This window comes from Allostreptomyces psammosilenae (assembly GCF_013407765.1).
GTDB lineage: Bacteria > Actinomycetota > Actinomycetes > Streptomycetales > Streptomycetaceae > Allostreptomyces > Allostreptomyces psammosilenae.
This window is the reverse complement of record NZ_JACBZD010000002.1, coordinates 1,133,510-1,145,270: the sequence shown is the minus strand read 5'-3', so window position 1 is coordinate 1,145,270 and position 11,761 is coordinate 1,133,510. Positions and strand designations below refer to the sequence as shown.

Genomic DNA, 11,761 nt, shown 5'->3' with positions numbered 1-11,761 from the left:
TCTCGCTGCCCGACGCCGCAGGCCGCCCACCGCCCCCGCCATCCCTTCCCTGCCACCCACGCCGAGTGAGGTGCTCCCCCAGTGCTCCCCCAAGCCAGCCCGGCCGAGCCAGGTGCTCTCCTCAGGGCGCACGCCGTGGTCAAGAACTACGGCCCCACGCCCGCGCTGCGCCGCGCGTCGGTGCACGTGCGCGAGGGCGAGATCGTCGCCGTCACCGGTCCCCGCGGGTCCGGCAAGACCACGCTGCTCGCCTGTCTGGGCTGCGCGCTCCCGCTGGACGACGGCGAGGTGTGGCTGGATGGCGTTCCCCTGCACGGACTTCGCCGCCGGAATCGTGACCGGATACGACGAGACCACTTCGGCTTCATCACGACGATGCCGCTCCTCGTTCCGGAGCTGGACGCGGTGGAGAACGTGGCCGTTCCGCTGATGGCCGCCGGGGCGAGCCGGCGCCAGGCCCACGCGGATGCCATCGAATGGCTGGAACGCCTCGACGTGGGAGACCTGGCGAAGGCGCGACCGGCTTCCCTGGACATCACCTCCCGGCAGCGCGTGGCGGCCGCCCGCGCGCTCGCCGGCCGTCCGCGGATCGTCCTCGCGGACGATCCGGCCGCCCCACTCCCCCGCGACGAGGGCGACCATCTCCTGCGGGTCGTGACGACGGCGGCCCGTTCCCACGGCATCACGCTCCTCCTCGCGCTCACCCGGGAATCCGCCGCCGACGCGGCCGATCGGGTGGTGCGGATGGCCGACGGCCGCATCACGCAGGGCCTGGGCGGCCATGACGCCAACGAGCAGGCGCCGGCGGGCGCCTCCCCCACCGCCCCGACTCCGCCGACCTCAACGGCAACCCGTCCCCTGTCCGAACCGGTCGATCAGGTGAGCGACGCGGCCGCCCCCCCGGCAGCTGAGGCCGCCGAGCCCGCCGTTGACGGCAGAGGCGGCGCCTGATGCTCTGGCTCCTGGTCCGGCTGTCGCTCAGCGCCCGCCCCGCCTCTCTCGCCCTCATGACGCTGCTCGGTCTCACCGGGGCCGCCACAACGGCGCTCGCCCTGCACACCATCGCCGTCGCCACCGTCCCCCAGGGCCCCGAGGTCCGCGGACGCGCGGTGCTGGCGGCACTGCTGGCCGTGACGGCGGCGGTAGCCGCCGGGGTCACGGCGTGGATCGCCACGACCCACTCCGGTGACCGTACGACGGCGCTGCGCGCCGCCGGTGTGGGCGGCCTCGGACTGCGGCTGCTGTGCGCCGGCTCCGGAGCGCTGCCCACCGGGGCCGGCGCACTCGTCGGCGCGGTGTGGGCCCTGCTGGGCTCCGATCCGCCCGCCGAAGCCGGGGCGATTCCGCCTGCGGGCGCCGCGGCGACCGTCCTGGGTCTGACTCTTCTGTGCTGGGCCGTCGCCTGCCTGGCCGTGGGCCGATCGCACTCGGATTGGTGGGCGACAGCAGGCGGCACCAGCACGGCAGCCGAAACGGCGGCTGCCGCCTCCGCCCGCCGTGCCCGGCCCCTGACAACGGCCCCATGGGGGTTGCCCCTGCTACTGGGACCGGGATTGGTGTGGCTGAGTCCGTCGCCGCTGCCCGCAGGACCTGACGTACGCGTGGGCGAACTGCCGGGTGTGGCGACGACGCCCCTACTGGGCTGGGCTCTGACCGTGCTGGGAGTGCTGCTCGGCATGCCCTGCCTGCTGCGTGTATGCGCCGCGCTGGTCACCACCGCGGGCGGCGCGGTGGGTCTCGTCGCCGGACGCGCCATGGCTTCCTCGGCGCGACGCCTCGGTCTGCCGCTCGGCGCCCTGGTGGCATCGCTGTACACCCTGTGGGCGACGATTCGGCTGACGCCGGCCGAGACGACCGAACGTTCCACGACGGCGGCCTCGGCGTATGTCACGATCGGCCTGCCGCCCGGCGTACTCCCCGCGGTGGCGATCGCGGCCGGCGTCTGGCTGCTGCTCTGGTTCGTCGTGTCCGTGTCGGCCGTGTGGAGGGAGCGGCGGGACACGTCCGACTACCTGCGCCTCGCCGGTGTCCGGACCGCCGGGTGGCGGCTCGGTACCGCGCTGCACCAGGTGCTGATCATCGCTCTCGCGGTGGCGATCGGCGCGATGTCGGCCGAACTGGCCACAGCCGGCCTTCAGGCGGCGGTCGGGGGACGAACCGGTGTGCCGGCATCGTTCGACGTCACCGCGGTGGTCTCCGTGGCGGCCGCCGCCGTCACCCTCCTGGCGACGCTGGGCGCCGTTCTGGCCTCCCTCCCCATCCGTGTGCTGCTCCCGCGGGCGTTGCGCCAGGCCGCCGCCCGCCAGTCCGACTGAGGACGGAAACGGCGCCGCCGGCCACGAGGGTCGACGGCGCCGTGCCGGGCCGACAAGGTCACCGCTCAGCTGCCGCCAGCTGGCCGCAGGCGCCGTCGATCTCCTGCCCACGCGTGTCCCGGACCGTGACGGGGACCCCGTAGGCCTCCAGTCGGCGGACGAACTCCCGCTCGTCCTCCGGGCGGGACGCTGTCCACTTGGAGCCCGGGGTGGGGTTCAGCGGGATGAGGTTCACGTGCGCCCTGCGGTTCTTCAGCAGCCGGCCGAGCAGGTCCGCCCGCCACGCCTGGTCGTTGATGTCGCGGATGAGGGCGTACTCGATGGACACTCGGCGGCCGGAGACCTCCGCGTAGTTCCACGCGGCGTCGAGCACCTCCGCGACCTTCCAGCGGGTGTTCACCGGGACGAGCGTGTCGCGGAGCTCGTCGTCCGGGGCATGCAGCGAGAGCGCGAGCCGGACACTGAGGCCCTCGTCGGCCAGCCGGTACATCGCCGGGACCAGCCCGACGGTGGAAACCGTGATGCCGCGCTGCGACATGCCGAGGCCGTCCGGCGCCGGGTCGGTCAGAGCCCGGATCGCCCGGAGCACCCTGTTGTAGTTCGCCAGCGGCTCGCCCATGCCCATGAAGACGACGTTGGTGAGCCGGGCGGGGCCGCCGGGGATCTCACCATCGCGCAGCGCACGCGCCCCGGCCACGATCTGGTGCACGATCTCCGCCGTGGAGAGGTTGCGGGTCAGCCCTGCCTGGCCGGTGGCGCAGAAGGGGCAATTCATACCGCAGCCGGCCTGCGACGACACGCACATGGTGACGCGGTCCGGGTAACGCATCAGGACCGACTCGACGAGCGTGCCGTCGAAGAGGCGCCACAGCGTCTTGCGCGTGGTGTCCCCATCGCATGAGACGTGGCGGACAACGGTCATCAGCTCGGGAAGCAGTTTCTCCGCGAGCGCCGCCCTGCGGGAGGCCGGGATGTCCGTCCAGCCCGACGGGTCGTCGGTCAGCCGAGTGAAGTAGTGACGGGCCACCTGACCGGCACGGAAAGGCTTCTCCCCCAGCTCGGCGACAGCCTCGCGACGCTCGGCGGGGGTCAGGTCTGCCAGGTGCCGAGGCGGCTTGGCGCCGCGTGGCGCGGCGAAGGTGAGTTCTCCGGGAGCAGGCATAGCTCGCCCATTCTCGCACGCCCGGAGTGCACTCCGGCCCGCCCGCCGCCAACGCCAGGCGGCGGGGGGAACCGAAGGAGACGCACAGGGCGGCGATGCGGGTGTGTGGCCGGCCGGCTCACAGACCGGAACCGACGAAGGCGGACAGGAGCAGCCAGGTGACCGCCGCGGTAGGGAGCAAGGAGTCGAGCCGGTCCATCAGGCCCCCGTGTCCCGGCAGCAGGTCTCCCATGTCCTTCACGCCGAGGTCCCGCTTGATCATCGACTCGGTCAGGTCCCCGACCGTCGCGGTGACGGCGGCGACCACCCCGAGCAGCGCGCCCTGCCACCAGACACCACCGTCGATCATCAGCGGCATGGCGATGGCACCGACCAGGGCCGAACCGCCCACGCTGCCGCCGAACCCCACCCTGGTCTTGCCGGGGCTGATCGAGGGAGCCAGCTTCCGGCTGCGCCGCCCGAACCGGTACCCGACGGCGTACCCGGCGGTGTCGCTGCAGACCGCGAGCATCAGGAACAGGGTGACGCGCCAGGCGCCGTCGTCCGCCGTCAGCATGAGCGGCACGAACCCCGCCAGGAAGGGCACGTAGAAGACGCAGAACACCCCGGCCGTGACGTCCGGAAGGTAGCCCTCCGGGCGCTCCAGCATCCGCCAGGCCAGTATGGCGAGGACCGTCACCGCGAACGCCACGAAGAGCGCGTCGATGCCGCCGAAGTAGGCGGCGATCTGCATCCCCGTTCCGCCGAGGACCATGGGGATCAGCGGCGGCCGAATGCGCTTCTTCTCCGAGAGCCGGCTCGACAGCTCCCACAACCCCACGCCGGCCGCGGCGACCACGACGCCGAGGAACAGCACCTTGACGATGAAGAGCGCGAGGAGCAGCACCGCGCCGAGCCCGAGGCCCACGCCGATGGCGGCCGGCAGGTTGCGGCCACCGCGCTCCCTGCGCCGCGGCTGCCCCGCGCCGTCCTCAGAGCCGCCGGCGCCGGAACCTGCCACCGCCGCCTGGGGCGAGGTGTGACGGGCCGCCCCACGACGCGGGGCCGCGTCCGCCCCCGGCTCCTGGGCTCCGGCGACCGAGCGTCGGCGCGGCCGTGGCCCCTGCGGCTGCCCTCCGTTCAGCAGGCTGTCGAGGCCCACGACGGAGCGTTCCGACTCCGACTCCTCGGGAGCGCCGCCGATAAGCGGCATCATGACCGTCCGGGCGGAGTCGGGTTCCGCGCCACCTGCGTTCCGGGGAGCCCGCTTGAGGGCTCCGTCCGCCGGCTCGTCCCGGAAGAGCGGACCACGGAGACGGGCCGCGCGCGGCTCCTCCTCCCACGGCGCGTGGGAAGCGGAGCCGTCCTGGATCGGCGCCATGTACTGAGTCTGCGCCTCGGACGGCGCGGAGTACACCGCCGCGCCGTCCAGCATGCCCGTACCGGGCGCCACGCCCGGGTGGGCGCCGCCCTGGTGCCCGGCGTAGGGGGCGGTGTGCTGACCACCGAGTGGCCCGCCCGCGCCCCCCGCACCGTGCGGGTCCGCGACAGGCGGGAGCATCTGCGTGGCTTCCGCGTCCGCCGACCAGTCGGCCGCCACGGGCTCCGGGTGCCCCCGGTGCCAGGGGCCCGGCTGTTCAGGGACGGGCTGCGCCGGGTAGGGCGCGCCGGCCCCCCCACCGCCGGTCCAGGGGGAGTCGTTCATCAGACCTCTAGCAGCTCGGATTCCTTGTGCTTGAGCAGTTCGTCGACCTGCACCACGAAGCGGCTGGTGAGGTCCTCGAGTTCCTTCTCCGCGCGACGCACCTCGTCCTCGCCGGCCTCACCATCGCGGACCAGCTTGTCCAGGATCTCCTTCGCCTTGCGGCGCACGCTGCGGATGGAGATCTTGGCGTCCTCGCCCTTGGTCCGCGCCACCTTGATGAACTCGCGGCGACGTTCCTCGGTGAGCTGCGGGAAGACCACGCGGATGATGGAGCCGTCGTTCGTCGGGTTGACGCCGAGGTCCGAGTCACGGATGGACTTCTCGATGGCGGCGAGGGAGCTCTTGTCGAACGGCGTCACCACGGCCATGCGCGGCTCGGGAACCGAGAAGGACGCGAGCTGATTGATCGGCGTGGGGGCGCCGTAGTACTCGGCGGTGATCTTGTTGAACATCGCCGGGTGTGCCCGTCCGGTGCGGATGGCGGCCAGGTCCTCCTTGGCCACCAGGACGGCCTTCTCCATCTTCTCCTCAGCTTCGAGGAGGGTCTCTTCGATCACGGTTGCGCTCCTGTCCCGTTTGATTGCAATACGGACCCGGCGGGTCAGCCGCGGCCGCGGCCCACCACAGTGCCGATCTTCTCACCCCGGACGGCCCGGGCGATGTTGCCTTCGGTGAGCAGCTCGAAGACGACGATGGGCAGGTCGTTGTCCATGCAGAGACTGATGGCGGTCGCGTCGGCGACCTTGAGGTTTCGCTTGAGGACCTCGGAGTAGTCCAGGGAGTCGAACCGCACCGCGTCGGGGTTGGTCTTCGGGTCGGAGTCGTAGACGCCGTCGACCCCGCTCTTGGCCAGCAGGAGGACCTCGGCGTGGATCTCCAGGGCGCGCTGGGCGGCCGTGGTGTCGGTGGAGAAGTACGGCATGCCCATACCGGCTCCGAAGATCACCACGCGGCCCTTCTCCAGGTGGCGCTGGGCACGCAGCGGAATGTAGGGCTCGGCGACCTGCCCCATGGTGATGGCCGTCTGCACCCGGGTGTCGATGCCCTGCTTCTCCAGGAAGTCCTGGAGCGCCAGGCAGTTCATCACCGTGCCGAGCATGCCCATGTAGTCGGAACGGGCACGGTCCATGCCCCGGACCTGGAGTTCGGCACCGCGGAAGAAGTTACCCCCGCCGATCACCACCGCCATCTGCGTGCCGCCGCGCACCACCTCGGCGATCTGCCGCGCGATGGCCTGGACGACGTCCGGGTCGACACCGACTCCGCCGCCCCCCGCGAAGGCCTCACCGGACAGTTTCAGCAGGACGCGACGGCCGGCGCCCTCCGCGGTGTCCACCATGGACTCCTCCTTGAACATACGCGGAGGAGGCCGCCACCGCAGTGAACACCGGTGCGCCCGGTACGGTTCGCTGCACGGTGGCGGCCTCCTCCTCGGAACTTCGTGCTGTTCGCCGACGCCCTCCTCGCTCGCGCCGGCGTGCTGCCGGCGGGGCGGGAGGGCGCCCGGGGCGAACCGGGATCAGACGCCGACGCGGAAGCGCGCGAAGCGCTTCAGGGTGACGCCGGCCTCGTCGAGGATGGCCTTGACGGACTTCTTGTTGTCCTTGGCGAACGCCTGGTCCAGCAGCACGTTCTCCTTGAAGAAGCCGTTGAGGCGGCCCTCGACGATCTTCGCCAGGGCGGCTTCCGGCTTGCCCTCCTCGCGAGCGGTGGCCTCGGCGACGCGGCGCTCGTTCTCCACCGTCTCGGCCGGGACGTCCTCGCGGGAGAGGAACTTCGGGGAGAAGGCGGCGATGTGCTGCGCGACGTCGCGGGCGACGTCACCGTTCTCGCTGTCCAGCTCGACCAGCACGCCGACCTGGGGCGGCAGGTCCGGGCTGGTGCGGTGCAGGTAGGAGGCGACGAAGCCGTCGTTGAAGCGCGCGAAGCGGCTGAGCACGACCTTCTCGCCGAGCGTGGCGTTGGCCTCGTCGACGAACGCCTGGACGGACTTGCCGGGCTCGATCTCGGAGGCGAGCAGGGACTCGATGTCCGCCAGGTCGCTCTTGGAGACGTGCTCGGCGATGGTGTTGGCCACGGCGAGGAAGCGCTCGCCCTTGGCGACGAAGTCGGTCTCGCAGTTCAGCTCGAGCAGCACGCCACCGGCGCCGGCCTCGATGCGGGCGACCACGGCACCGTTGCTGGTGGAGCGGCCCTCGCGCTTGGTGACACCCTTCAGGCCCTTGACCCGAAGGATCTCCACGGCCTTGTCGAAGTCGCCCTCGGCCTCTTCGAGCGCCTTCTTGCAGTCCAGCATGCCGGCGGCGGTCGTCTCGCGGAGCTTCTTCACGTCCGCGGCGGTGAAGTTCGCCATGTTCTGGTTTCTCTTCTCGCGTGTGGTGGGGATGGCTGGGGCTGCCGTGCCGGGGCCGGCCGAGCTCGGTTCGTGCGCCGCCGTACGGCGTGGTCGCACGACCGATCGGCGGGTCGGCTCCGGCGCGGGGACGAGGGGCACGCGGTGACACGCACCGACGTACCCCTCGTCACGGGCGGCGTCAGGCCTGCTGCTCGGTGCCCTCGGCGGGGGCGGTCTCGCTGGCCGGGGCCTCCGCGGCGGCGCCCTCGGCGGCCGGCTGCTCAGCCTTGGCCTCGCCAGCCTCCTTCTCACCGGCGAGGATGTCGCGCTCCCAGTCGGCCAGCGGCTGGTCGGCGCCGATCTCCGCCTTGGTGTCACCGGCGGCCGCGCCCGAGCGGGCGATCAGACCGTCGGCGACGGCGTCGGCGACCACGCGGGTGAGCAGGGTGACGGAGCGGATCGCGTCGTCGTTGCCCGGGATCTTGTAGTCGACCTCGTCGGGGTCGCAGTTGGTGTCGAGGATGGCGACGACCGGGATGTTCAGCTTCCGGGCCTCGCCGACCGCGATGTGCTCCTTCTTGGTGTCCACGATCCACACGGCGCTCGGCACGCGCTGCATGTCACGGATACCACCAAGGGTGCGCTCCAGCTTCTCCTTCTCACGCTGGAGGACGAGGAGCTCCTTCTTGGTGAGGCCGGAGGCGGCCACGTCCGTGAAGTCGATCTCCTCCAGCTCCTTCAGGCGCTGCAGGCGCTTGTAGACGGTGGAGAAGTTGGTCAGCATGCCGCCGAGCCAGCGCTGGTTGACGTACGGCATGCCCACGCGCGTGGCCTGCTCGGCGATGGCCTCCTGGGCCTGCTTCTTGGTGCCGACGAAGAGGATCGTGCCGCCGTGCGCCACGGTCTCCTTGACGAACTCGTACGCCCGGTCGATGTAGTTCAGCGACTGGAGCAGGTCGATGATGTAGATGCCGTTGCGCTCGGTGAAGATGAAGCGCTTCATCTTCGGGTTCCAGCGACGGGTCTGGTGCCCGAAGTGGACGCCGCTCTCCAGCAGCTCCCGCATCGTGACGACGGCCATGGCCGCACTCCTCGGTTGTCCCGGCCCGTTTTCGGGCCATGTGTGGTTCACCGTGGCGACCGGGTGGCCGCCACGCCTGACGCCCTGGGCCGGACCACGCCGGGTCGAGAACGACCCGGACCGGGCGGCACAGCCGCTCGCACGCGATCGCCCCGCCGACGCCGAGGCACCCGAAGAATCGGGAACGGCCGTGCGGGGTGCGCATGCGATGTGGGGCGTGCGAAGTCGATCCGCCTCACGGATCGCCACGGGAAGTGTACGGGACCGCCCGGGGCCCTCGCGAACGGAGCGCCCCTCCCGGGCACGTCCGGGGCGCCGCGCGCCCCCTGTTCCGTCTCGGGGCCGGCCCCGCCCCCAGCCGGGGCCCCTCTGCCCGTGCCCCGCGACCACCCCGGAAGGCCGCCTGAGCAGGGTCTTTGCCAACGACCGGGAGAGTTATCCACAGGCTGCGAAGGGGTCTTCCCTACTCGCTCGATGGCGACTCAGAGTAAACCTATGAGCGATCAGACGGATGTCCTCGACCAGCCCACTGCCGTCGCCGGCACCTGCCGACCGTGTGTCCGGGACCGCTGCTGCCACTGCGGCCACCGGCTGCGCGACCCTCGAAAGCGAGGGCCTCGCCGCCCTCCCGAGCGGGTCCCCCGCCGACGTCCGCGCAGTCGATACCGTCCGGCGGACCGGCCGAAACGGCGCTCCGACCATCAGGGCCGTCGCCGGCTGTCGGCCGGTTGGCTCCGCCCCCTGGGCGTGGCGACCTGTGCCGCCGTGGTCCTCTCCCTCTGTCCGCCGGTCGTCCCCGCCGATCCTGCCTCGGCGCAGGGGAACCTGGAGGTCCTGCGGCCCGTCTGGCCGGTGAGCGGGCCCGACGGTGGGCCCCCACGCATTCTGCGGCAGTTCAGGCCGCCCGCGCAGCCGTGGCTCGCCGGGCACCGGGGCATCGACCTGGCGACGCGACCGGCGGCGGTGGTGCACGCCTCGGCGCCCGGAGTGGTGGCGTTCGCGGGCATGGTGGCCGGGCGGGGTGTGGTCAGTGTCCTGCACGGCCGGATCGACGATCCGGACGCCATCCGCACCACCTACGAGCCGGTGACGGCGTCCGTGGTCGCCGGTCAGGAGGTGGCCGCCGGCACGCCGATCGGAGTGGTCTCGGACGGGCCGTACCACTGCGCCGATCCCTGCCTGCACTGGGGCGTCCGGCAGGGTGCCCGCACCTACCTCGATCCGTTCGGGCCCTGGTGGTGGACGTCGGCGGCGGTGCGCCTGCTGCCGCTGACGGCACCGGTCGGTTCGGTGCCGCCCGCCTCGCGGTCACGGTGGTCGGACACACGACCGGGCGGTCCTCCGCCTCTGACCGGGGAGGTGGGGTGGTTGCCCGCGGCGCCGCGGACGGAAGGAGGCGCCCCGCGGATCCCGCGTGCTGCGGCGCCGGCGTCACCGATCAGGCGTTCGGTCACGAGGGGCGAGGCGGTCAGCGGCTCCGCACGCCGTGCAGGGCGAGCCGAACCGCCGCCTCCACGATCTCCTCGGGTTCCTCGGCCGTGGGGCACTCCAGTCGGCGCACGGCCGACTCCACCACGCCCTGAAGCAGGGCGGCCGCCAGCACGGGGCGGGCGTGCCCCAACTCCTCGAGGGCGGACACCATGAGTGCGAGGAGTTCCCCGTGCGCCGCGCGGATCCGTTCCCGCGCCGCCTGGTCCAGTTCCAGCGTGGAGATCGCGACCACGGCGCGGTGCTCGGGCCGACGCACCATGTCGAGCTGGGCCCTGACGTATGCCTCGATGCGGCCCTCAGGCGAGTCGGCGGTGGACACCTCGGCCTCGATGAGCGCCGCCCAGGCGGGAAAGTCGACGGCGCACAGTTCCTCCACGACCGCGGCACGCGAGCGGAAGTACTCGTAGACGGAGGATCGGGCCAGACCGGTGCGTTCGGCCAGGGCCGGGAACGTCAGGGCCGCCATGCCGCCAGTGGCGAGCAGGTCCCGCGCCGCGTCCAGCAGGGCCCTGCGCTGCATCGTCCGGTGTTCGGCCACCGAGGCCGCTCGAATCCTGGGCACCCTCCCACTCTACGGACCGCCGTCCGGCGGGCGGGAGGTCGTGGCCGCCCATGCCGCGTGGGAGCGCCCCTGCCGGTTCAGCGCACGTCCGCCAGCTTGGCGCGCAGCTGGAGGACGGCCTTGGTGTGGATCTGGCTGACCCGGCTCTCGGTGACGCTGAGGACCTGGCCGATCTCCGCGAGGGTGAGGTTCTCGTAGTAGTAGAGGGTGACGACCGTCTTCTCGCGTTCGGCCAGGGTGCTGATCGCCTTGGCGAGCAGGCGGCGCAGTTCGCGGTCCTCGGCCACCTCCACCGGGTTGTCGGCGGCGGTGTCCTCCAGTGTGTCCACCAGGCTCAGCTTGTCGCCGCCGTCCTGGCCGACCTGCAGCAGTTCGTCCAGGGCGACCACGTTGGCGAGGGACAGCCTGCCGAAGATGGCGTGCAGTTCCTCGGTGGTGATGCCCATCTCCCGGGCGACCTCGGGTTCCGTCGGTGTGCGCCGCAGCCGCGCCTCCAGGACCGTGTACGCCTGTTCGACGGCGCGTGCCTTCTGCCGGACGGAGCGGGGGATCCAGTCGAGGGCGCGGAGTTCGTCGATGATCGCCCCGCGGATGCGGCTGATGGCGTAGGTCTCGAACTTGATGGCGCGTTCGGGATCGAACTTCTCGATGGCGTCGATGAGCCCGAACACGCCCGAGGAGACGAAGTCGGCCTGTTCGACGTTGCTGGGCAGGCCCACTCCCACGCGTCCGGCCACGTACTTGACCAGCGGGGAGTAGTGGAGGATGAGTTGGTCCCGCAGGCGTTTGTCGCCGGTGCGTTTGTAGTCCTGCCACAGGCGGGCCAGGGCGGGCGTCGTGCCACGGCGGGAGGCGCCGGAGGTCGTTCTGGGCGGCGTTCCGGTGGACGGGCCACGTGCGTGGCTGTCCGGGGCCGGACCGGGGTGCGGTACCGCACCGACGGCGCCGTCACGCCCTGGGGTGTGCTGGGGCATAGGTGGCCTTGCGTCGTTCGACCGAGACGGGTGTGGAGGATTGGACTGGATGGTCGAAAGCGTAGCGTGATCAGATCGTTCCCGAACGCTACACGACGTGCCGCCGCCGCCCCGGGATGCGGGGTGTGCTGGGAAGAGAGGTCAGGACGGGCCGCCA

At 72.0% G+C, this 11,761-nt stretch carries 10 protein-coding genes and 1 pseudogene; 3 read left to right on the top strand and 8 right to left on the bottom strand.

Going from position 1 to position 11,761, the window contains the following annotated elements; translation table 11 throughout:
* Positions 1-81: 81 nt before the first annotated feature.
* Complete coding sequence (locus FHU37_RS27040; protein ID WP_312892881.1) at positions 82-951, top strand: ABC transporter ATP-binding protein; 870 nt, start codon at positions 82-84, stop codon at positions 949-951.
* Positions 951-2,315 carry a hypothetical protein gene (locus tag FHU37_RS27035; RefSeq protein WP_179817243.1) on the top strand — a complete coding sequence of 455 codons (1,365 nt, stop codon included), beginning with the start codon at positions 951-953 and terminating at the stop codon, positions 2,313-2,315. Before FHU37_RS27040 ends, FHU37_RS27035 begins: the two co-directional genes overlap by 1 nt.
* Positions 2,316-2,373: 58 nt before the next feature.
* On the opposite strand, the gene rlmN is transcribed toward FHU37_RS27035, so the two are convergent.
* The 6 genes from rlmN to rpsB all read right to left on the bottom strand — a co-directional run bounded on the left by rlmN (position 2,374) and on the right by rpsB (position 8,577).
* Positions 2,374-3,477 carry a dual-specificity RNA methyltransferase RlmN gene (gene rlmN, locus FHU37_RS27030; RefSeq protein WP_179817242.1) on the bottom strand — a complete coding sequence of 368 codons (1,104 nt, stop codon included), beginning with the start codon at positions 3,475-3,477 and terminating at the stop codon, positions 2,374-2,376.
* 118 nt (positions 3,478-3,595) lie between these two features.
* Positions 3,596-4,837 carry a phosphatidate cytidylyltransferase gene (locus tag FHU37_RS27025; protein ID WP_179817429.1) on the bottom strand — a complete coding sequence of 414 codons (1,242 nt, stop codon included), beginning with the start codon at positions 4,835-4,837 and terminating at the stop codon, positions 3,596-3,598.
* A gap of 323 nt (positions 4,838-5,160) precedes the next feature.
* The gene (gene frr / locus FHU37_RS27020; RefSeq protein WP_179817241.1) at positions 5,161-5,718 is read right to left on the bottom strand and encodes a ribosome recycling factor; all 558 of its coding nucleotides are present in this window, start codon (positions 5,716-5,718) and stop codon (positions 5,161-5,163) included.
* Between the two features lie 44 nt (positions 5,719-5,762).
* Entirely contained in the window at positions 5,763-6,500 is a 738-nt protein-coding gene (gene pyrH / locus FHU37_RS27015; RefSeq protein ID WP_179817240.1) for a UMP kinase, read from the bottom strand.
* A gap of 180 nt (positions 6,501-6,680) precedes the next feature.
* Positions 6,681-7,514, bottom strand: coding sequence for a translation elongation factor Ts (gene tsf, locus FHU37_RS27010; protein ID WP_179817239.1), 834 nt, complete (start codon positions 7,512-7,514; stop codon positions 6,681-6,683).
* A 181-nt stretch (positions 7,515-7,695) separates the two neighbouring features.
* Positions 7,696-8,577, bottom strand: coding sequence for a 30S ribosomal protein S2 (rpsB, locus tag FHU37_RS27005; RefSeq protein ID WP_179817238.1), 882 nt, complete (start codon positions 8,575-8,577; stop codon positions 7,696-7,698).
* Between the two features lie 474 nt (positions 8,578-9,051).
* Between rpsB and FHU37_RS29620 the strand changes: the two are divergent.
* Positions 9,052-9,771 (top strand): annotated as a pseudogene (locus FHU37_RS29620) (murein hydrolase activator EnvC family protein); the annotation flags it as partial.
* 274 nt (positions 9,772-10,045) lie between these two features.
* Here FHU37_RS29620 and FHU37_RS26995 read toward each other — a convergent pair.
* On the bottom strand, positions 10,046-10,606 hold the full coding sequence (locus tag FHU37_RS26995; protein WP_179817428.1) for a TetR/AcrR family transcriptional regulator: 561 nt from the start codon (positions 10,604-10,606) through the stop codon (positions 10,046-10,048).
* A 101-nt stretch (positions 10,607-10,707) separates the two neighbouring features.
* Positions 10,708-11,604, bottom strand: coding sequence for an RNA polymerase sigma factor WhiG (whiG, locus tag FHU37_RS26990; protein WP_179817237.1), 897 nt, complete (start codon positions 11,602-11,604; stop codon positions 10,708-10,710).
* Between the last annotated feature and the right edge of the window lie 157 nt (positions 11,605-11,761).

Excerpts from the sequence above, each read along its gene's own strand:
- FHU37_RS27025 (WP_179817429.1), bottom strand. The coding sequence starts at position 4,837 with ATGGCGCCGATCCAGGACGGCTCCGCTTCCCACGCGCCGTGGGAGGAG.
- FHU37_RS27035 (WP_179817243.1), top strand. The coding sequence starts at position 951 with ATGCTCTGGCTCCTGGTCCGGCTGTCGCTCAGCGCCCGCCCCGCCTCT.
- rlmN (WP_179817242.1), bottom strand. The coding sequence starts at position 3,477 with ATGCCTGCTCCCGGAGAACTCACCTTCGCCGCGCCACGCGGCGCCAAG.
- pyrH (WP_179817240.1), bottom strand. The coding sequence starts at position 6,500 with ATGGTGGACACCGCGGAGGGCGCCGGCCGTCGCGTCCTGCTGAAACTG.
- rpsB (WP_179817238.1), bottom strand. The coding sequence starts at position 8,577 with ATGGCCGTCGTCACGATGCGGGAGCTGCTGGAGAGCGGCGTCCACTTC.
- whiG (WP_179817237.1), bottom strand. The coding sequence starts at position 11,604 with ATGCCCCAGCACACCCCAGGGCGTGACGGCGCCGTCGGTGCGGTACCG.
- tsf (WP_179817239.1), bottom strand. The coding sequence starts at position 7,514 with ATGGCGAACTTCACCGCCGCGGACGTGAAGAAGCTCCGCGAGACGACC.